Raw genomic sequence first — 22,396 nt, forward strand, 5'->3', positions numbered from 1 at the left:
CCCTATTGACCGGTCCGAGAGGCGGGAATATCGATTGGACATTCCCGATTCCCGCCGGCATATCCGCCACCTGGTGCGTCCTCCCCGTGAAAAACTCCGTCAGCCTGGGCATCCTGCTCACGACCCTCGCCTATATGGCGTTCACCTTCCATGACGCGATCATCAAGGTCCTGGCTTCAACCATTCCAGTCTGGCAGATCCTGTTTTTCCGCAGTCTGACGATCCTCGTCGGGTGTCTCGCCTATGGTCGCGGCAAGCTCGTCCGCCAGACGATGAGGTCGCCGATCATCAAGCCGATGATTGCCCGCAGTATCCTTCTGCTCTGCGCCTGGCTTTCCTATTATTCCGCCGCAAGCCGCCTGCAGCTTGCCGAAGTGACCACGCTTTATTACGCCGCACCTGTCGTCGGCACCTTGCTTGCCTGGTTCATCCTGAAGGAGAAAGTCACGCCAGCGCGTTGGCTGGCCGTCGGCGTCGGCTTCGTCGGCGTTCTCATTGCCTGCAATCCGATCGGTCTCACCATCTCCTGGCCGGTCTATCTGGCGCTGCAGGCAGCCGTGCTCTGGGCCTGCGCCATGGTGCTGCTGCGCAAGACCTCGCTGCACGAAAAGACGATTATCCAGCTCGCCGTTTCCAACGTCTTTTTTCTTGCCATGACCGGCGTTGCCGTGATCTGGACATGGCGGACACCCGATATGACGCAGCTCGCCCTTCTCATCGCCACCGGCGTCGTTGCCGGCTGCGCGCAGTTCGCCCTTTTCGAAGGCATGCGCCAGGCGCCCGTCTCCGTGCTTGCGCCATTCGAATACAGTTCTCTCATCTGGGCCTTCCTCCTGGGGTATCTGATCTGGGCCGATATCCCCACGCCCAATGTGGTCGTCGGCGCGGCGATGATCCTCGGCGCCGGATTGATCATCATCGTCAGCGAAAAACTGCGCCGCCGCATCACGGCCTGATGCCTGTTTCTGCATGTTTCATGGTTCGAGCGGCCGTTTGAGAAAAATATTTGCAGTTGCTGCTTTTATTCGCAGTTTTCTACGCTTCCGGCGCCCTTATTTTCTGCCAACTATCCCCATCCGATAACAACCTCCCAAGGATGGATAAAACAATGAACTGGTTGAAAACCGTCGCCGCCGCTGCGCTCATTCAGGCCGCGGCCCTCCTGCCTGCCCATGCCGGTGAAAACCTCGCCGCCATCAAATCGGCCGGCGTCTTCAAGATCGGCACCGAAGGCACCTATGCGCCCTTCACCTATCATGACGAAAGCGGCAAGCTCGTCGGCTTCGATGTCGAGATCGGCGAAGCGATCGCCGCCAAGCTCGGCGTCAAGGCCGAGTTCGTCGAAGGCAAGTGGGATGGTCTGATCGCCGGCCTCGACGCCAAACGCTACGATACCGTCATCAACCAGGTCGGCATCACCGAAACCCGCAAGCAGAAATACGATTTCTCCGAGCCCTATATCGCCTCCAAGGCCGTGTTGATCGCCCGCGACGGCGACGACAGCATCAAGTCCTTCGCCGACCTGAAGGGTAAGAAGGCCGCCCAGTCGCTGACCAGCAACTTCGGCAAGCTCGCAACCGAAGCCGGTGCCGAACTCGTCGGCACCGACGGTTTCGATCAATCGATCCAGCTGGTGCTGACCAAGCGCGCCGACGCCACGATCAACGACAGCCTCTCCTTCCTCGATTTCAAAAAACACAAGCCGGACGCGCCGGTGAAGATCGTCGCCGAGCAGGAAAATGCCGACTACTCCGGCATCATCATCCGCAAGAACGAGCCGGAGCTTCTGGCCGAAATCAACAAGGCGCTTGCCGACATCAAAGCCGACGGCACTTACAAGAAAATCGCCGACAAGTATTTCGGCCAGGACGTTTCCAAGTAAGCTTCGTTCAAGAAAAAGTCCCCTCCCCAACCTCCCCACAAGGGGGAGGGGCTTTGGCGGCGGACCGCCTCATCTCAAAATAACCGTTTCGGCTGGCGCTTCGGTCGCTATTTCGTTGAGGCGAGAGGCTAGATAAGCCCCTCCCCCTTGTGGGGAGGGGTTGGGGAGGGGTATTCCGAGACATCACCACCCAACCGACCAGAAAGAACGCCCTTGCCGCACTGGCTCCAACTGATGGCGGAATCGCTGCCCTCGCTCCTCTGGGCGGGGTTGATCTTCACCATTCCGCTGACTCTGCTATCCTTCGCCTTCGGGCTGACGCTCGGGCTCGCCACGGCGATCGGCCGGCTCTTCGGGCCGATGCCGCTTTCGGCCGTCGCGCGCTTCTATGTCTGGGTCATCCGCGGCACGCCGCTGCTCGTGCAGCTCTTTGTCATCTTCTACGGCCTGCCGAGCCTCGGCATCCTGCTCGATGCCTTTCCGGCCGCCCTCATCGGTTTCACGCTGAATATCGGCGCCTATAGCTCCGAGATCATCCGCGCCGTCATTTCCTCAGTGCCGAAGGGCCAGTGGGAAGCCGCCTATTCGATCGGCATGAGTTGGCGGCAGGCGATGAGCCGCACCATCCTGCCGCAGGCCGCCCGCGTCGCCGTGCCGCCTTTGTCGAACACCTTCATCTCACTGGTCAAAGACACCTCGCTTGCCGCCGCCATCACCGTGCCCGAGCTCTTCCAGGCGGCACAGCGCATCGTCGCCACCACCTATGAGCCGCTGATCCTCTATATCGAGGCGGCGCTGATCTATCTCGTCCTGAGCTCCGTCCTCTCACAGCTGCAGGTGCGGCTGGAACGCCGCTTCGCGCGGTATGGCGGCATGCTGGAGGCAAATGCATGATCGAGCTTTCCAACATCGAAAAGCGCTTCGGCGACGCCGTTATCCTCAAGGATATCAGCATCCGCATTCCCGAAGGCAGCGTTACCGCGCTCGTCGGTCCTTCCGGCGGCGGCAAGAGCACGCTGCTGCGCTGCATCAACCTGCTCGAAATTCCGACCGCCGGCTCCATCCGCCTCGGAGAGGAAACGCTGGCCTTTGCACCGGGCAAACGAACGAGCTGGCCGGCGATCCAGAAGATCCGCCGCCAGACCGGCATGGTCTTCCAGAACTTCCAGCTCTTCCCGCATCAGACCGCGATCGAGAATGTCATGGAAGGCTTGGTGACGGTGCTGAGATGGCCGAGGGAAAAGGCTCGCGAGCGTGCGATGGAATTGCTGACCAAGGTCGGCATGACCCACAAGGCCGATGCCTGGCCTTCAACATTATCGGGCGGCCAGCAGCAGCGCGTCGCGATCGCCCGCGCGCTGGCGCCCTCGCCGCGCGTGCTTCTCTGCGACGAGCCGACATCCGCCCTCGATCCCGAGCTTTCGGCCGAAGTGGTCGATGTGCTGGGCAAGCTTGCCAGCGAAGGCACGACGATGGTGATGGCGACCCACGATCTCCGGCTCGCCTCGAAGATCGCCAATGACGTGGTTTTCCTGGAAGCCGGCAGCGTGGTGGAAACGGGCAGCGCCAGAGCAATCTTCAGTGCGCCCGAGCGCGAACGCACCAAACGCTTCATCTCGACGATCAACGCCGCCCATACTTACGATATCTGAGCTAGAGCATGATGCCGAAAAGTGTGAGCGGTTTTCGGACGACATCATGCTCTATTTTTTTGATTTAGATCCGGATTCAGATTTTAGGCCGACCTGGCCTAAAATCATCCGGATCTAATGCCGGGATGCGAACATCCCGGCATTGCTGGAACGCCAATCAGGAGGCCGTGACGACGGCGCGCGCCGCCTTCAGCGCATTGCCCCACCAGGTGAGCTGGTCGAGCTGGTTCTTCGCCGCTTCGTTGAGATGCGCGTAATCGCTGAGGCTCTTGCCTTCCTTGAGGACGCCGAGATATTCGCCAAGCGCGATATGAACGCCCGTTTTCACCGAAGCCGCCCCCATTTCCACGAAGATCAGCCGGAGATGCTCGACCGCACGTGCACCGCCGACACCGCCGTAACCGACGAAACCGACCGGTTTGTGGATGAACTCGCCGAGGTCGATGGCGTTCTTCAGAACCGCCGTCGGAGCGTGATTGTACTCGGCGACGGTGAAAATGAAGCCGTCGAATTCACGCAGCTTCTTTTTCCAGCGCTCTGCCGTCTCGCTTTCAGCGGTCGTGGCACGCTGCTCACCGAAAAAATGCATGGGGTAGTCGAGCAGGTCGAGAACCTCGACCTCGATGTCCTGCCGCTCGGCGGCGATAGCGGCAATCCACTTGGCCGGATGCTCAGCAAAACGGCCAATACGCGTGCTGCCGACGATGACCGCAATCTTCAACTTGCTCATTGATATCATTTCCTGATGGGTCTTGGGGCGGATGGTGGGAGCGCAACTTTATGAGAAAGCCTCCGCACCGGGCAAGGCGCGAAGGCTTCGAAAAATCAGCTTTTTGACAGGCCGATCGTACACAATCGAGTGAATGGAGCCCGCTCACAAAGTCGGCTGATGGGCGCCTTCAGCCTGCGTAGACGACGAGCAGGTCCTTGGCATCGATCTGATCGCCAGCCCGCACCAGTACTTCGGAAATCGTCCCATCCTTTTCCGCATGCAGCGCCGTTTCCATCTTCATCGCCTCGATCGAGACGAGCACGTCACCGGCATTGACGGCCTGGCCGGGCGAGACGAAGACACGGCTGATCACACCCGGCATCGGCGCGCCGACATGAACGGCATTGCCCGGTTCGGCCTTGCGGCGGACGGCGGCACCCGTCGCCCCATGGGCCCGGTCCGGCACCTTGATACGGCGCGGCTGGCCGTTGAGCTCGAAGAAGATGGTCACCATGCCTTGGCTGTCGGTGGCGCTCATCGCCTGGTTGACGATGACGAGCGTCTTGCCGCGCTCGATATCGGCAAACAGCTCCTCGCCATCCTTGAGACCATAGAAATAGGCGGGCGTCGGCAGCACCGAGACCGGACCGTAGGTATCGGAGGCGAGCGCGAAGTCGGTGAAGACCTTCGGATACATCAGGTAGGAGGCAAATTCAAAGTCGCTGACCTCGCGCTCGAGTTTCGTCTCGATGACTTTGCGCTCCGCATCGAGATCCGCCTCCTTGAGCAGCGAGCCGGGGCGCACGGTATAGGGCTTGTCGCCCTTCAGCGCCTTCTTCTGCAGCGCTTCTGGCCATCCTGACGGCGGCTGGCCGAGATCGCCCTTCAGCATCGAGACCACCGATTCCGGGAAGGAGACTTCCTTATCAGGGCTGACGACGTCGGCAACCGTCAGGTCCTGGGACACCATCATCAGCGCCATGTCGCCGACGACCTTGGAAGACGGCGTCACCTTGACGATATCGCCGAACATCTGGTTGGCGTCGGCATAGGCCTGCGCCACCTGATGCCAGCGGGTCTCGAGGCCGAGCGAGCGGGCCTGTTCCTTGAGGTTGGTGAACTGGCCGCCCGGCATTTCGTGCAGATAGACTTCGGATGCCGGGCCCCTCAGATCGCTTTCGAAGGCGGCATACTGGTTACGCGCCGCTTCCCAATAGAAGGAGACGCGGCGGATCCATTCCGGATCGAGGCCCGGATCACGCTCCGTACCGCGCAGCGCCTCGACGATCGAGCCGAGACAGGGCTGCGAGGTATTGCCGGAAAGCGCATCCATGGCGGCATCGACGGCATCGACGCCTGCGTCGACGGCGGCAAGAACGGTCGCGGCCGCAATACCCGATGTATCATGCGTGTGGAAATGGATCGGCAGGCTGGTCGCCTCGCGCAGCGCCTTGAACAGAACCTTCGCAGCCGCAGGCTTGAGAAGGCCCGCCATATCCTTGAGCGCGATGATATGCGCCCCCGCCTTCTCGAGCTCGACCGCAAGGTCGGTGTAGTATTTCAGATCGTATTTCGGACGGGCCGAGTTCAGGATATCGCCGGTATAGCAGATCGCCGCCTCGCAGAGCTTGTTCTCCTCGGCAATGGCATCCATCGAAACGCGCATGTTCTCGACCCAGTTCAGGCAGTCGAAGACGCGGAAGAGATCGATGCCGCCCCTGGCCGCCTGGCGGACGAAATATTTGACGACATTGTCGGGATAATTGGTGTAGCCGACGCCGTTGGCGCCGCGCAGCAGCATCTGCAGCAGAAGGTTCGGCGCGCCTTCGCGGATCAGCGCCAGGCGCTCCCACGGGTCCTCGGTCAGAAAGCGCATGGAGACGTCAAAGGTCGCGCCGCCCCAGCATTCGAGCGACAAAAGGCTTGGCAGCGCATGCGCATAGGTGTCGGCAATGCGCGCGATGTCATAGGTGCGCATGCGGGTGGCGAGCAGCGACTGGTGGCCGTCGCGCATCGTCGTGTCGGTCAAAAGCACGCGCTTTTCGTTGCGCATCCATTCGCCGAATTTCTTCGGGCCGAGCGTGTCGAGGAGTTGCTTCGTACCATCCTTGACCGCATTGCCGTTGGCGTAGGGAACCACCGGCTCGGCAGCGTTTTCCAGCGGCCTCGGCCTATCCTTGGCCTCGGGATGGCCATTGACGGTGACGTCGGCGAGATAGGTCAGGAGCTTCGTGGCGCGATCCTGGCGCTTGACCTGCTGGAAGAGTTCCGGCGTCGTGTCGATGAAGCGTGTCGTGTAGCTGTTATCCCTGAACTTGGGATGGCCGATGATCGCTTCGAGGAAGGTCAGGTTGGTTGCCACGCCGCGAATGCGGAATTCGCGCAGCGCCCGGTCCATGCGGGCGATCGCTTCGGACGGATTGGGCGCCCATGCCGTGACCTTGACGAGAAGCGGATCATAAAAGCGGGTGATGATGGCGCCCGAATAGGAGGTGCCGCCATCGAGGCGGATGCCGAAACCGGACGCTGAGCGATAGGCGGTGATGCGGCCGTAATCCGGAATGAAATTATGCTCCGGATCTTCCGTGGTGATGCGGCACTGCAGCGCATGGCCGTTGAGACGGATATCTTCCTGGCGCGGCACGCCCGATTCCGCCGTCCCGATCGCAAAACCGTCGAGAATGTGGATCTGCGCCTTGACGATATCGATGCCGGTGACGACTTCAGTCACCGTATGCTCGACCTGGATGCGCGGATTGACTTCGATGAAGTAGAATTTGCCGGTATCGGCATCCATCAGATATTCGACGGTGCCGGCACCGATATAATTGGTGGCAGCTGCGATCTTCAGCGAATAGGCGGCGAGTTCCTGGCGCTGCGCCTCAGAGAGATAGGGCGCCGGCGCGCGCTCGACGACCTTCTGGTTGCGGCGCTGGATCGAGCAGTCACGCTCGAAGAGATGCACGACATTGCCATGCGTATCGCCGAGAACCTGGCTTTCGACATGGCGGGCGCGCTCGACGAGCTTTTCCAGGTAGACCTCGTCCTTGCCGAAGGCCGCCATCGCCTCGCGCTTGGCTTCCGTCACCTCGCGGGCGAGATCCTTTGGATCGCGGATCGCGCGCATGCCGCGCCCGCCGCCGCCCCAGGAGGCCTTCAGCATGACGGGGTAGCCGATCCCGTCCGCCATCTTTGCCACTTCGGCCATGTCCTCCGGCAACGGCCCGGTGGCCGGCACCACGGGAACGCCGACCGAGATCGCCAGGTTGCGCGCTGCGACCTTATTGCCGAGCTGGCGCATCGTATCGGCCTTCGGGCCGATGAAGATGATGCCCGCCTTGTTGCAGGCATCGACGAATTCGGGGCTTTCCGACAGCAGGCCGTAGCCGGGATGGATGGCATCAGCACCGGAGAGTTTGGCGACGCGGATCACCTCGTCGATCGACAGATAGCTCTCGATCGGACCCATGTCCTTGGAAAGATGCGGGCCGCGGCCGACCTGGTAGCTCTCGTCCGCCTTGAAGCGGTGCAGCGCCAGCTTGTCCTCTTCCGCCCAGATCGCCACGGTTTTTATTCCAAGCTCGTTGGCCGCGCGGAACACGCGAATGGCAATTTCGGAGCGATTGGCAACGAGAATCTTGGAAATGGGCAAAACGGTCTCCTCAGACGTTCAGACGCGGGAATGCTGCACCCGCGAAGGAAATTCTTAACTTCTTGTCACAGAAAGTTCAATTTATCTTGCGACTGCGAAATGCAATTTTTCGACATGCTGAAGCAATTCCAGGAAAAGCGCCAAGCGGTTTCCGTCCCGAGTTGCGTAAAAAATAAAAAGCAGAGCGGTTTCGCTTCGATGACAGCGGAATTGCTCTAACTTATCAGGCCATGACGGAAGGCAAGCGCTACCGCCTGCTGCCTGTTTTTCGCCTTCAGCTTGTCCTGCAGGCCGTTCATATACCAGTCGACGGTGTGGTTTGAGATCTTCAGCATCTTGCTGATCTCCATCGAAGTCATGCCTTCGGCGAGATAATGCAGGATTTCCATCTCGCGCCGCGTCAGCGGCGTGTCGGCCGGCAGCACGGTTTCCAGTGCCTGCGCCTCGCCTTTCAGATCGAGCAACCGCCAGAAGGCCTTGCGCGCCACCGCCTCCAGCAATGCGATTTCCACCGGCGACAGCTCGATCGGCTTGCCGGCGAGACTAAGGCTGGCGAGAATGCCGTTGCGTCCGTGGATGGGAAAGATGTAGCCATCCTCCAACCCGTGCCCGAAGGCATCGACCATCATCTGCTCCATGCGGCGATGATACGCGTCCTTGCGGAAGGCCGCCATCGCCTCCCGCCAGCGGAAAGGCCGCTGCGCATGAGCGAGATAGCGCACCATCGGATCGATCAGAGCATATTTTTTCGCGGTATATATATGCGGCCATTGTTCCGGCCAGCGGCCGGCAAGCGCCGCAGCCCAGGGCTCCGGATTCTGCTGCATCGGGGTCTGCGGCAAATGGCGTGGCAGACCATAATATTCGAAGCCACAACCGTGGAGGATCTGCTCCAACTCGGTGACGACAGCTTCAGGATTTGAGCATTCTTCCAGAATTACAAGTAATTGAATTAACGAATTAATATTCACAAAAATGCCCCTTGCCCGGACCTGATGCCCGCATGAGGCCGTCGGCGGCTGGTCAAACTGGTCGCGAAACGGTCTTCAATAAATGCAGTCTGTAATTTTAATGCTGCGCTAAACATTTAATAAAATGCAAGCGCAAATTGTCGCGAGATATAGCCGAACGGCAATTTCGGCGCCATCGCCATCTCGTCGCGTCCTGCCATAGTACGATCGTATCAATCATCACATCGGTTGAACCCTGAATACTCCGTTAATCGCCCGTTCAGGTAGCCTTTTGTAGCATCGCATCATCCCGTTTTCGCAGATGCACAAGAGGTTCGACGTGACGCTATTCAAGGTCTATGCAAGGGCTCTGCGCTATCTTGGCGCCTACAAGCTGCGCGTATCCCTGGTCGTTGTCGCAAACATTGTTCTTGCGACGATCACCATCGCGGAGCCGATCCTGTTCGGTCGTATCATCGATGCGATTTCGGGCAAGGGTGAGGTCAAGCCCATCCTCTTCATGTGGGCGACTTTCGCCGTCTTCAACACCATTGCCTTCGTTCTGGTGGCCCGCGAGGCCGACCGGCTGGCCCATGGCCGGCGAGCGACGCTGTTGACGGAAGCCTTCGGCCGCATCATTTCCATGCCGCTTGGCTGGCACCATCAGCGTGGCACCTCCAACGCGCTGCATACATTGCTGCGCGCCTGCGAGACGCTGTTTGGCCTCTGGCTGGAATTCATGCGCAACCACCTGTCGACGGTCATCGCGCTTGCCCTTCTGATACCGACCGCAATGTCGATGGACCTGCGCCTTTCCGCCGTGCTCATGGTGCTCGCCATCGCCTACTGGCTGATCGGCCGCGTCGTGATGAGCCGCACCAAGGACGGCCAGGCTTCGGTCGAGAACCATTATCATACCGTCTTCTCGCATGTCAGCGACTCGATCAGCAACGTTTCGGTCCTGCACAGCTATAACCGCATCGAGGCCGAAACCAGGGCGTTGAAATCCTTTGCCGACCGTCTGCTCGAAGCCCAGTATCCAGTGCTCGACTGGTGGGCGATCGCCAGCGCGCTGAACCGCATGGCGTCGACCATCGCGATGATGGTGGTCCTGATCATCGGCACCATGCTCGTCCAGGCCGGCCAGTTGCGCGTCGGCGACGTCATCGCCTTCATCGGCTTTGCCAACCTGTTGATCGGCCGTCTCGACCTGATGCGCCAGTTCGCTACGCAGATTTTCGAGGCCCGTTCCAAGCTTGAGGAATTCTATGCGCTGGAAGACTCGGTGCGTGAACGTGAAGAGCCTGCCGGCAACGGTGAGATCAAGGACGTCAAGGGTGCGATCGAATTCCGCGACGTCTCCTTCGGCTTCGGCAACAGCTCACAGGGCCTGCACAACGTCTCCTTCTCGGTGAAGGCAGGCCAGACGGTCGCCATCGTCGGCCCGACCGGCGCCGGCAAGACGACGCTCGTCAACCTGCTGCAGCGTGTCTACGATGCCCAGGGCGGCAAGATCCTCGTCGACGGCACCGATATCACCAAGGTGACCCGCAAGTCGCTGCGTCGCCACATCGCCACCGTCTTCCAGGATGCGGGCCTGCTGAACCGTTCGATCAGCGACAATATCCGCCTGGGCCGCGAGGGCGCCAGTGAAGAGGAAATGCGCCGTGCGGCCGAAGCCGCTGCCGCTGCCGACTTCATCGAGACCCGCGAGGATCGCTACGATACGCATGTTGGTGAACGCGGCAACAAGCTCTCCGGCGGCGAGCGCCAGCGCATCGCGATCGCCCGCGCCATCCTCAAGGACGCGCCGATCCTGGTGCTCGACGAGGCGACCTCGGCGCTCGACGTCGAAACCGAAGCCCGCGTCAAGGCCGCGATCGACAATCTGCGCCAGAACCGCACCACCTTCATCATCGCCCACCGCCTGTCGACGGTCCGCGAAGCCGATATGGTGCTCTTCCTGGATGACGGCCGCGTCGTCGAACAGGGCAGCTTCGACGAACTCAGCCACAGCAACGGCCGCTTCGCCGCCCTGCTGCGCGCCAGCGGCATCCTGACGGATGAAGAGGTGCGCAAGGCCCACACCACCGAAGCCGCCTGATCGGTTCGGGTTTCAAGATAAAGGCCGGAAGGGTAGCTCCTTCCGGCCTTTTTGTTTGCTCTCGGACCGCGGATCGATCGACATTCGCAAATCGGTGGGCACGGAGGCCTTTGATGGGCGTGAAGCGATACGAGTTGAACGAGGCGCAGTGGTTAAGAATTGCGCCTTTGTTGCCAGGTAGGGCCGGCGATCCAGGTCGGACGGGGTAGATAACCGGTTGTTTGTGAACGGGTGTTTGTGGGTGCTGCGCTCCGGCGCACACTGGCAGCATCTGCCGGAGCGCTACGGCAAGTGGAAGACGGTCCATCGCCGGTTCAGTCGCTGGTGCCATGCCGGCGTATGGGAGCTGGTCTTTGATGCCCTCACTGCTGACCGGGACAATCTGTACTTAATGATCGACACCACCATCATGCGTGCCCATCAACAGGCTGCGAGCGGAAAAGAGGGGCCAAGGATCAGGCGCTGGGGCGTTCCGGAGGTGGACTGACGGCCAAGGTCCATATGCTGGTCGATACGCTCGGGCGTCCCTGCGCTTCATCGCGATGGCCGGCCAAGTCGCGACATCACGCAAGCTCAATTGCCAGACAGGTCAGGCCATCTGGGCGATAAAGCGCATGACAGCAATGCCTTGAGCGCAAACGATCTCGAAGCAAGAGGCCGAGGCGGTCATAACCTCAAACCGTTCCCGAAACCGAGAGACGGTGTCGCGTCCTGCCGGGCATCTCTCCGCCAAACCATGCCGACCTCCCGAGAAATCATGGCGGAAGTGTCAGGCATGTCTCCGAACATCTGTCAGGTATGTATCCGGGCTTTAAAACAAGGAGGGAGATCGGCAAGGAGCTTGCTCCCCGTAAAACATGAACCACTTCGGTTGCCGTGCCAAATCGCCTTCAGTTTAGATTCATGTGACGGCCGGTTGTTTGGCGAAGCCGTCACTCCATCCAATCTCCCCACCTGTGGGGAAGGGCAGAGGGGGATATCACACGCAGCAGCGTCTCCGCTTCCCAAGGCGGATTGATCACCCCGCCGATCTTCCCTAACCTTCGCCAGTCAACGGAGCATAGGGAGAAAACCCATGAAGGTCCTGCGCATCGTCGCCAATATCCAGGCAGCGGACATCACCCTGGCCCGGCGCTTCTATCAGGATATCCTCGGTCTTGACGTCATCATGGATCACGGCTGGATCACGACGTTCGGCGCGGCGCAATCAATGAACGTTCAGCTGAGCATTGCCAGCAAAGGCGGTTCCGGAACGAAGGTGCCCGACGTCTCGATCGAAGTCGACGACCTCGATGCTGCTTTCGAGGCGATGTCGGCCTCAGGCTTTCCGATCGAGTACGGCCCAGCCGACGAGCCGTGGGGCGTCAGGCGCTTTTATGTGCGCGATCCCTTCGGCAAGTTGGTGAACATCCTCGTCCATAAAAATTGAGCCGGCGGCCATCGGCCACCGGCTCCTTCATGTCGGAGAAATCCAAGCCTTATTTCCGGTCGTTCTGGCGATAGGCATTCGCGGTCCCGCCAATGCGGACGGGAACGGGGATGGTGGCGGTATCGGCGACAAGTTTCCCCTTGACCTTGCCCTGCTGGCGCTTGCGCTCGAGATAGTAGGCATAGGCGAATTGTGTCGCGATCCCTGCAATCACGACAAGCGGACCGACAAGCTGATCCTTGTTGGTTATGTAGAGCACCACCTGGCCGATCATGGCGAGGATCGTGCCGGCGACGAAGATGTTCAGCGAATGACGGCCGAGGATCGTCAGCGGGTGGTCCGCAGGACGGCGCAGGATGCGTGAGAGCGCCGGGATGCTGATAACGAGATAGGTCAGCGCCAGCACATGCAGCAACCGCGGCAGCGACAGGAAGGTCTTGTCGAAACCGGTGATAACAGTCGGCAGGCCGAGGGCCGCCAGCGAATTGCCCCAGATCCAGAGATGGCCGGTCACCCAGATGAAGGACAACATGACGTAACCGGCAGCGGCCGCAAGCAGCAGCGGATGCTGCGGGATAGTGCCGCCGCGCTTGATATGCAGCATCGAGACGATGCCGATCGAAAACAGGAACTGCCAGGAAAGCGGATTGAGGAACCAGTAGTCTTCAATCAGCATGTTGTGCGGCGCCACTTGGTAGATGCCTGCAAGCAGCCAGACCGCGGCCGAGACGCCGAGCGCCAGCCAAGGGCTGCGCGCATTCAACAGCAGGATGATCGGCACCATCAGCATCAGCGCGCCATACATCGGCAGGATATTGTTGTAGCCGATCTGGTGGCCGAGCAGCAACAGCGCCGGAATGCCTTCCTTCAGGTTCATCAGAACCGCCAGGATATTGATTTCAACCAGCAATCCCGGCCGATGGAACAGCCAGGCACCGCAGATGAAGAGCGCCAGCGTCATGAAGGTGGTGATCATATGAGCGAGATAGAGCGTGAAGGCGCGCTTTACCGCCTTGATCGCCACCGTGAGGCGGTTGCCCGGCTGGAAGCGGTACCCGTAGGCAAGGCCGACGGCAATGCCCGAGATCAGCACGAACGCTTCGGCGGCATCGGAGAAACCAAAATTCTTCGTCGTTACATATTCGAAGATCTGTCCGGGAACATGATTGATGAAGATCATGATCAGGGCCACGCCGCGCAAGACGTCGAGCCTCGTGTCACGCACTGGCGCAGCTGCGGATAGGGAACTGCGCCCCGTGACGATGGCTTCTGTCGGCGTGCTTGCCATTGGTCTCTCCTTATTATCCGATTTGCAAACGCGACGATGGCCAAAAGGGTTCCCTTTTGGCCATCGCGAATCGCCGTGTTTTTCAGCGTGGAGAACGCTGTTATCCGAGCGGATATCCCTCTTCGGGATCGGTGACTTCGCAGCCGTTGATTGACAGAGTGTAGCCGCTGTCATTGGACGCTTTTGAGACCGAAATGCGGTATTTGCCGCCGCCTTGCTCCACCTCTGCCGCAAAACCGTCCCATTCCGACGGGAGCGACGGGCGCACATAGAGCCGGCCGTCCTTCAGCCGGATGCCGAGGATGCCCTCGACGGCGGCGCGGTAGAGCCAGCCGGCCGACCCGGTATACCAGGTCCAGCCGCCGCGCGACGTATAGGGATCATGGCCGTAGACGTCGGCCGCCACGACATAGGGTTCGACGCGGTATTGCTCCGCTGAAGCCTTGTCGAGCGCGTGGGTGATCGGATTGAGGATCTGGAAGCAGCGGAAGGCATCGTCGCCCCGCTTCAGCTCCGCTAGCGCCATCACAACCCAAGTTGCGGCATGGGTATATTGCCCACCATTTTCGCGCACACCCGGCGGATAGGCCTTGATATAGCCGGGATCCCTAGCGGAATTGATGAAAGGCGGCGTGAACAGCCGGATGATGCGGGCATCCTCGTCGACCAGCTGGTCGAGCACGGCCTCCATCGCCGTGACGGCGCGGGCCGGATCGCCCTCGCCGGACAGCACGCTCCAGGACTGCGCGATCGAATCGATCCGGCATTCCGGACTTTCCCTGGAGCCGAGCAGTGCACCGTCGTCGAACGTGCCGCGGCGATAGTAGCCGCCATCCCAGGCCGCGGTTTCGAGTGCCTTCTTCAGCTCGGTGAGATGCGCCGACCATCGCTCTACCCGGGTCGTGTCGCCGCGCTCTTCGGCATAGGGAATGAAGGAGCGCAATGCGCCCGCCAGGAACCAGCCGAGCCAGACGCTGGTGCCGCGCCCGCCGACGCCGACGCGGTTCATGCCGTCGTTCCAGTCGCCGCCGAGGAACAGCGGCAGGCCGTTAGCCCCCTTGCGGGCGATGGCGAGATCGAGCGCCAGCGCCGCGTGTTCGTAGACGCTCGCCTTGTCCTCGGAAATCTCCGGCTTGTAGAATGAGTCGTGCTGGCCTTCGAGCAATGCCGGCCCTTCCAGGAAGGCGATCTCCTCGTCGAGCACGTCTTTGTCGCCGGTGACGTTGCAATAGTGATGGATCGCGTAAGCGAGCCAGACGACGTCGTCGGAGATCAGCGTGCGCACGCCGGCACCCGTTCCCGGCAGCCACCAATGCTGGACATCGCCTTCGCGGAATTGCCGCGAAGCGGCATTCAGGATCTGCCGGCGGGCAAGCGAGGGTTCGTGCAGCACGAAGGCCAGCGTGTCCTGCAGCTGATCGCGGAAGCCGAAGGCGCCGCTTGCCTGGTAGAAGGCGGTGCGCGCCATGATGCGGCAGCCGAGGCTCTGATACGGCAGCCAGGTGTTGACGAGATTGTTCATCCCGCGATCCGGCGTCGATATCTGCAGCCTCCCGGTGAAATCCCGCCAGAAAGCGCGGTTTGCCTCGACGGTCTCGTCGAACGAAGCCTTGCGGATATCGGCGATAACAATGCGCGCTTCTTCTGCCGTAGGGGTATCGCCGAGGAAGAAAGTGAAGTCGCGCTCCTCGCCGGCGCCGAGCTCGATGTCGATTGCAAGCGCCGCGGCCGGATCACCGTCGAGATCGGTCGTACCGGAAAGGCCGGCGGCGGAGGTGACGGCCTGCGGCGTCTGGATCGTTCCCGCCTTGCCGATGAATTCGCGCCGGCTTGCCGAGAAACTCGAAAGTGTCTCGCTCGTCGCGAAGAAGGCGGTGCGGTTTGAAAAATCGATGCTGTAGGGATTGGTGGCAAACAGTGCCCCCGTCTCCTCATCATGGCTCGACAGGATGAAAGGCACCGTGCGTCCCGGATTGCTGCCGAGGATCCATTCGACATAACCGTAGAGACGCAGCTTGCGGCTGGTCGAACCGGTGTTGCGCAGGCGCAGGCGCTGCAGTTTCACCGGCTTTTCGCGGTCGATCGTCTGCGTCAGCTCCAGCGCGATATCGTGCTGAACGCTGGAGAAGACGGAATAACCGAGCCCGTGGCGGGCTTCGAAACGAATGTCCGGCCGGCGGGAAAGCGCTGCGAACGGCGTCATGACGGCACCGCTGTCGAGATCGGTGAGATAGAACGCCTCGCCCGAACGGTTGACCACGGCATCGTTCGACCAGGAGGTTAGCTGATAGTCGCGCGAATTGACGCTCCAGGTGAAGCCCGAGCCCTCGGCCGACACGTGGAAGCCGAAGCTGTCGTTGGAAATGACATTGATCCAGGGCTGCGGCGTCGCATGACCTCCAGGCAGCCGAACGACATATTCGCGTCCGTCGCGGGCAAAGCCGCCGATGCCGTTCCAGAAGTCGAGATCGCCTTCCTCCTCGATGACGACGGTGGGCACGACAGGTGGCGGCACCGGCGCAACACGCTTGACGGGGGCCTTGTTGCGCTCGGCCCGTTCCATCTCCTGCAGTTCCTCCTTGGAGGGCGCAAACAGCGCGACGGCGCGGTTGATCTGGTCGACCACCTTGCCGTTCTTTGTATGCAGCGTGACGCGGGAAGCCGCTATCAGCGCGTGATAGGTGCTCTCCTCCATCAAGTCCTTGCGAACCGCAAAGATATGCTGGCGCAACCCGTCGGCCTGGCCCATGCGGCGCACGTTTTCGCACATGGCGTCGAGCGCATGCTGCATGTCCTGCGCATAGGACGAAGCGCGTTCGTTCATGATGACGAGATCGGCGGTGACACCGCGCGAGCGCAGATATTCCTGCGCCAGCAGCGCCTCGCGGGCGATGTCGAGATCCATGTCGTCGTTGATGCGCAGCGTGAAGATCGGGAAGTCGCCGGAGATTGCCAGCGGCCAGAGCGCCGATTGCGACTGCAGGCCGGCCTCGACGGTCGCCTCGTCCTTGCGCAGTTGCATGTCGGGATAGACGAGATAGCGTCCGAGATGCTGGAAGGCCGCCGCCTGCTGGGAGGTGACGCCGACATGGCGCATCTGCACCTGCGTGCGTGTCCAGGCCTGGACGAGCTCGTGGGTGAAGGCGTCGGGGTGGCGATAGCGGTTGACCGCCTTGTCGACTTCCTCGCGGCTTGGCGCCGCAATCGTCCAGAAGATCACGCTGACCTTCTTGCCGGCCGGCACGCGGACGGTGCGGCGCAGCGACATCACGGCATCGAGCATGAAGCCGTCGCTGCCGGAAAGCGTTGCACCCGGATCGAAGGCCGCCGCATCGGCAAGGCTGCGGCCACGGCCGATGAACTTGCGCCGGTCAGTCTCGAATTCGGTATGGCGAGTATCGCCGGCATTGTCGACGATCAGATGTGCGATGCTGATGTTCGGCTCGTTCGGGTCGCGCTTGTTGCGTTCGGCGCGAATGACGTCGCCGCGCTTGCCGATCTCTGTCTTGACGAACATGCGGGCGAACGCCGGATGCGCATTGTCGGTATCGTCGGAGGTGATCACCGGTTCGAGATAGGAGGTAACCTCGATGAAACGGTCTTCCGTGCCCATGTTGAGCAGCGTGACGCGACGGGCCTCGGCATCATGCTCGGTCGCGACGATGCATTCCACTTCGCTTGTGAGGTCGCCGACCATCTTGGTGAACTGCGCCTTCTCGTCGGCGAATTCGACCTTGATCTTTTCGCCTTCGACGCCCTTCGGCTCTGATGTCGCCGACCACCATTCGTTGGTGGCGGTGTCGCGCAGGAAGATGAAACTGCCCCAGCGGTCTTCAGTCGGATCAGGCTTCCAACGGGAAACGGAAAGATTGTTCCAGCGGGAATAACCGGCGCCCGTCGCCGTCAGCATCAGCGAATAATGGCCGTTCGACAGGAACACGAGTTCGCGGTCGCGCGAAGCCGGATCGCTGATCTTCCTGAGTTCCGGCCGCAGGAGATCGTCCTGGATGCTGGCCGGCGTATCGGATTCATGCTTGCCGCTCATGACCGGAATGTCGCGCGGCGCCTTTTCCTGCAGCAGCAGCTCCGCTGCCTCGATGACAGGATCGGAGTGGAAGAGTTCGCGCAGATGACCATTGAAGGCGACATTGGCGACCGCCGCGATCGACATGCCGTGATGGTGGGCATAATAATTGTAAACCACGGCGCATTTCTTGCCTTCCGGCACGCGCGTCGGCGTGAAGTCGACGGCGTCATGGAAGCCGAACTTGCCGAGTGCCCCGACCTTGCGCAGCCTCTGCAGGTTTTCCAGCGCGGCCGGCGGGTCGTACTGGGCGGCGAGCAGCGAGGCGTAGGGCGCGATGACGGCGTTGTGGCCGAGACCGCGCTTCAGGCCGAGCGTCGGCACGCCGAAATTCGTGTACTGATAGTTGAGGTTATGGTCGCGGGCATTGAAGGCCGCTTCCGAAATGCCCCAGGGAATACCCAGCTTGCGGGCGTAGTTCATCTGCTCGACAACGACCAGATTGTTCGTCTGGTTGAGAATCCCCCCGCCGCGCTCCTGCATGACGAGCGGCGGCATCAGATATTCGAACATCGAGCCGGACCAGGAAACCAGCGCACCGCGTGAGCCGACGGGCACGACCTGGCGGCCGAGGCGGTACCAGTGTTCCGTCGGCAGGTCGCCCTTGGCGATGCCGAAGAGGCTGGTCAGGCGGCATTCCGAGGCGAGAAGGTCATAGCAGGCCTGGTCGAGTTCACCGCTTTCGACGCGGTAGCCGATCGACAGCAGACGCCGCTCCGGCCGGAACAAGAAGCCGAAATCCATCGAGAAGGCGAGATCGCGTGCCTTGTCGCGCAGCGCCACCAGCCGCGGCCTCAGCGCATCGACCTTGGAAAGGTCGAAGGTGCTGTCGGAAATATGCGCCTCGCAGACCTTTACCAGCGATGCAGCCCACAAGGTGACCTCTTCGCTCTGCTTCGACTTGACCTCATGGTCGAGATTGGCGGCGAGCTTCTCGATATCGCGCGCGAGAACGGCGAGGTTGATGATGCGGATCGAGGCGAATTCGTGCTCGCGCTTGACGGCGGCGAGGGCGCTCTGGAAGCCGACGATACGCTCCTCTAGGCGTCGGCGCAGCGGGCGCACGGTCTTGCGGTCGTCGGGCAGGTCCGCCAGCACTTCGCCGAGAATGCCGGCCGTGTCGCCGACGCCGTCGAGATTGCCCTGCATATGGGCGGACGGTGCCTCGGCCCAGTTGCGGCAGGCCGACGAAATGGCGATCAGATGGCCGGCGAGATTGCCGCTGTCGACGGCCGAGACGTAACGGGGACCAAGCGTCTGCAGCGTATCGGTGTGGTACCAGTTGAACAGGTGACCGCGGAATTTCTCCATTTTGTCGATCGTCGCGATCGTCTGCTCCAGCCGCTCGAGCGTCTCCTCGAAGGAGAACCAGCCGAAATGCCGTCCGGAAACGACGGAAAGCAGATAGACGCCGATATTGGTCGGCGAGGTGCGCGCCGCGACGATCACATGCGGCGTTTCCTGGATATTGTCCGGCGGCAGATAATTCTGCTCGGCCGTCGTGAAGGTCTCGAAATAACGCCAGGTGCGCCGGGCGATCTTGCGCAGTTCGCTCGACACGGAATCGGCGACCTCAAGCCGATCCTCGGTCTCCGCCGACTGGCTGACATACCAGGCGACAACAGGCGACAGGATCCACAGCAGCGCGAAGGGAATGCCGACGAGGAAGGCGTTGTCGCCGGGAAGGGCAGCAAAACCGAGCGCCAGCAGTGCCAGCACCGGTGCATGCCACATCGCCTTGTAATAGGAGATCAACGTACCCTGGCCGCCGGCCTGAACGCTGGCGGCGGTCCGCCACTGCAGCATCAGCTTGCGGCTGACGAACAGGCGGTAGAGCGAACGGCCGATGGCATCCGCCATCATGCAAGCCGAATCGGCGATGAAGACGATACGCAGCGCAACCTGCGCATTGGCGGCCGTGATGTCGGCCCAGACCGTATAGAGATGAGCGCGGGCGATGATATCGCTGGTGCGCGGGATGATGCCGTTGATGAGCGAGAGCGTCGGCGCGACGAAGAGGCAGAAGATCAGCAGAATCTGCCAGATGAGCGCGCCGAGCGGCCCCATGAAATACCAGCCGAGCACTGAGGCGAAGAACCATGCGATCGGCGTCAGCGAGCGGCGCAGATTGTCGAACATCTTCCAGCGGCCGAGTGCCGTGACGCCGTATTTCGGATTGAACATGTAGGGCAGAAGCTGCCAGTCGCCACGCGCCCAGCGATGCTGGCGCGAGGTTTCAACCTCATAGCGGATCGGGAAATCCTCCACCAGTTCGAGATCTGTGACGAGCGCGCAACGCGCCATCGAGCCTTCGAGAAGATCGTGGCTGAGCACGGAGTTCTCGTCGATCCGGCCCTTCAGCGACGCTTCGAAGGCATCAACATGGTAAAGGCCCTTACCGGTGAAGGTGCCTTCGCCGGCGAGATCCTGATAGACGTCGGAAACGGTGAAGACATAAGGATCGAGGCCGCGGTTGATCGAAAAGACACGCTGGAAGACCGACGCGTCCTTGCCCGTCGTCAGCGACGGGGTGACCCGCGGCTGCAGCACGCCATAGCCGCTTTCGACGCGGCCGGTTTTCGGGTTGATGACCGGGCGGTTGATCGGATGATAGAGCTTGCCGACGAGCTTGGTGACGGCATCGCGCATCAGGCGCGTATCGGCATCGAGCGTCATGACATATTGCACATTGGCCGGCACGGTATTGGCGCCCGGCAAGTAGGTCGTGTCGCGGTCGCCGCGCAGAAGCATGTTCAGCTCGTGCAGCTTGCCGCGCTTACGTTCCCAGCCCATCCAGACGCCTTCCGAGGGATTGTAGAGGCGGCGGCGATGCAACAGATAGAAACGCGTCTTGCCGTCATAGGCATAGCGAGCGGAGAGATTGGCGATCTCGCGCCTGGCATAATCGAGAACCTCGAGATCGGCAGGCGTTTCCTCGGCCTCGCTGTCTGGCCAGTCGCTCAGCATCGCGAAATAGATCTCGCCACGCGGATTGGCGAGATAATGGACTTCGAGATTGCGCACGTGATCGTCGACGCTGTCGCGGTTCGAGATCAGGCAGGGCACGACGAGCAGCGTGCGCGCATCTTCCGGAATGCCTTCCTTGAACTCGTAGCCGACGAGGCGCGCCGGTGTCACGAAGAAGGACAGCAAGGTGTTGAAGAGGCCTGTTGCCCCCTCCGACGCCGGCACTGAGAACATGATCAGCAGCAGGGCGATTTCAAACGCACCCATGCCAGCATTCGCCATGAACTTGCCGACGATCGCCATGGCGATGACCGTCAGCAGCATGACGGGCACGGCAATCGCCAGCCAGTTGAACCGGCGCACGGCGCGCACGAAATGCTGGATGACCGTCGGGCGATAGTTCGCCCGCGCCTCGAGCTTCGGCCGCTGCGCGCCCGACAGGAAGCCGCCGACATTCGGTTCATGCGGCTGCGGCTCGTCGGAGGCCTTGGCGGCATCGGTCATGTCGAGCGCCAGCTGGGCGATTTCCATTTCCGACAGCGGCGAGCGCTTGGCCAGCTTCTCGATCTGCTTGCGATATTTGTTGCGCGAGCCGGAATCGAGGACGCCGTAATCCGAATGCTCCCAGAGCAGCTTGTCGACATGGCTGACCTGCTCGACCCAGACCGACCATTCGGCATCGTCGATCTCGCGAAGGCTGCGGATGATGTTGCCCATCGTCACGTTGCCGGAAGAGAGCCGGCTGTGTTCGGCCGTCGTCGCCTCTTCGGTGTTGCGGCCGAGCTCCTCCAGCCGCTCATCGAGCCAGGTGATCGCCAGGCTCGATGTCTGCGAGCCGTCGCGCAGGCGATAAAGGAACTGCGTCGAGAAGGTATTGTCTTCGGCAAGCGGTTCCAGCGTCTTCAGATAGGCGGCTGCCGCGGCCGGGTCGGTCAGGCGCACCAATTCGTCGGCCGCCTCGTTGGCGCGGCGGCGCAGCCGGCGGCTGGCTTCGACACGGCTCGAAATGCGGCGAAGGTTTTCCACGAGCACGTAGCGCACGAGAGAGGGCAACGCCCAGAGTTCGCCGATCCTGAGCGTCTCGCTGGCCTGGAAGCCGTCGACCAGCGCCGTCAGACTTTCCTGCGAGATCGTGCTGTGGGTATGGGCGACATAGAGCCAGGCAAGCACGAGGGTGCGCGGTACCTCGACGCCGCCGACGACCATGGTCGGCAATTCGCGATAGAAGCGCCGGGGGAAGTCGCGCCGCACCTCCTGGATCGCCTCTTCGACGATATAGTGATTGTCCAGCAGCCATTCTGCCGCCGGCGTGATCGTCTCGCCGGCCTCGACGTCGGTCGCCGTAGTCCGGTAGACACGCAGTATTTCCTTCTCGTTTTCCTTATGGCGCGCAAAGAAATCGAAGGGGGCGAAAGCCGGCAGCTGGTCGACGCCGTTGCGGGCGACCGCATCGCCCATCGCCTTGATGTCCTCGATCGACAGATAGGTCGAACGGATCGAACCGTTGTGATCGATCTGCTTCATATCGGGTTCGCGCGGAAGGCTCGGAGAAAGATGAGAAATAGACATGGGTTCGGTTCTGGATCCAAACGAAGTTATGGCTGTTTTGCTCAGCCTTTTGCACTGCTTATCATGACTGCTACATGAACGGAGCCCTATTCTTCAAAGATCGATGA

The 22,396-nt window shown here is 61.3% G+C and carries 11 protein-coding genes and 1 pseudogene; 7 read left to right on the plus strand and 5 right to left on the minus strand.

What is annotated here, in order from left to right:
* The first annotated feature begins 86 nt into the window (after positions 1–86).
* The 4 genes from RL_RS23860 (at position 87) to RL_RS23875 (ending at position 3,534) form a co-directional block, all read left to right on the plus strand.
* Positions 87–956, plus strand: coding sequence for a DMT family transporter (locus tag RL_RS23860; protein ID WP_011653980.1), 870 nt, complete (start codon positions 87–89; stop codon positions 954–956).
* Between the two features lie 152 nt (positions 957–1,108).
* Positions 1,109–1,882, plus strand: coding sequence for an amino acid ABC transporter substrate-binding protein (locus RL_RS23865; protein ID WP_011653981.1), 774 nt, complete (start codon positions 1,109–1,111; stop codon positions 1,880–1,882).
* Between the two features lie 213 nt (positions 1,883–2,095).
* On the plus strand, positions 2,096–2,776 hold the full coding sequence (locus RL_RS23870) for an amino acid ABC transporter permease (RefSeq protein ID WP_011653982.1): 681 nt from the start codon (positions 2,096–2,098) through the stop codon (positions 2,774–2,776).
* Positions 2,773–3,534 (plus strand): amino acid ABC transporter ATP-binding protein, encoded by a 762-nt coding sequence (locus RL_RS23875; protein WP_003543845.1) that lies wholly within the window; start codon positions 2,773–2,775, stop codon positions 3,532–3,534. The genes RL_RS23870 and RL_RS23875 overlap by 4 nt, the downstream gene beginning before the upstream one ends.
* Positions 3,535–3,691: 157 nt before the next feature.
* On the opposite strand, the gene RL_RS23880 is transcribed toward RL_RS23875, so the two are convergent.
* The 3 genes from RL_RS23880 to RL_RS23890 all read right to left on the minus strand — a co-directional run bounded on the left by RL_RS23880 (position 3,692) and on the right by RL_RS23890 (position 8,869).
* Positions 3,692–4,264: an NADPH-dependent FMN reductase gene (locus RL_RS23880; protein WP_041936515.1), complete on the minus strand. Its 573-nt coding sequence runs from the start codon at positions 4,262–4,264 to the stop codon at positions 3,692–3,694.
* Between the two features lie 169 nt (positions 4,265–4,433).
* Positions 4,434–7,898, minus strand: a complete 3,465-nt coding sequence (gene pyc, locus RL_RS23885; protein ID WP_011653984.1) for a pyruvate carboxylase — start codon at positions 7,896–7,898, stop codon at positions 4,434–4,436.
* Positions 7,899–8,113: 215 nt separating this feature from the next.
* A complete protein-coding gene (locus RL_RS23890; protein ID WP_011653985.1) occupies positions 8,114–8,869 on the minus strand; it encodes a helix-turn-helix transcriptional regulator in 756 nt (251 codons plus the stop codon).
* A 319-nt stretch (positions 8,870–9,188) separates the two neighbouring features.
* Between RL_RS23890 and RL_RS23895 the strand changes: the two genes are divergently transcribed.
* The 3 genes and pseudogenes from RL_RS23895 to RL_RS23905 all read left to right on the plus strand — a co-directional run bounded on the left by RL_RS23895 (position 9,189) and on the right by RL_RS23905 (position 12,381).
* Entirely contained in the window at positions 9,189–10,952 is a 1,764-nt protein-coding gene (locus RL_RS23895; RefSeq protein WP_011653986.1) for a glucan ABC transporter ATP-binding protein/ permease, read from the plus strand.
* Positions 10,953–11,071: 119 nt separating this feature from the next.
* A pseudogene (locus tag RL_RS23900) lies at positions 11,072–11,480 on the plus strand (IS5 family transposase); the annotation flags it as partial.
* Positions 11,481–12,027: 547 nt separating this feature from the next.
* Positions 12,028–12,381: a VOC family protein gene (locus RL_RS23905; protein ID WP_011653987.1), complete on the plus strand. Its 354-nt coding sequence runs from the start codon at positions 12,028–12,030 to the stop codon at positions 12,379–12,381.
* Between the two features lie 49 nt (positions 12,382–12,430).
* Here RL_RS23905 and RL_RS23910 read toward each other — a convergent pair whose 3' ends face one another.
* Both RL_RS23910 and RL_RS23915 read right to left on the minus strand, forming a co-directional pair.
* Positions 12,431–13,669 carry an OpgC family protein gene (locus RL_RS23910; protein ID WP_011653988.1) on the minus strand — a complete coding sequence of 413 codons (1,239 nt, stop codon included), beginning with the start codon at positions 13,667–13,669 and terminating at the stop codon, positions 12,431–12,433.
* 100 nt (positions 13,670–13,769) lie between these two features.
* Positions 13,770–22,289, minus strand: coding sequence for a GH36-type glycosyl hydrolase domain-containing protein (locus tag RL_RS23915; RefSeq protein ID WP_011653989.1), 8,520 nt, complete (start codon positions 22,287–22,289; stop codon positions 13,770–13,772).
* Between the last annotated feature and the right edge of the window lie 107 nt (positions 22,290–22,396).

Source organism: Rhizobium johnstonii 3841 (genome assembly GCF_000009265.1).
In the GTDB taxonomy this organism is placed as follows: domain Bacteria; phylum Pseudomonadota; class Alphaproteobacteria; order Rhizobiales; family Rhizobiaceae; genus Rhizobium; species Rhizobium acaciae.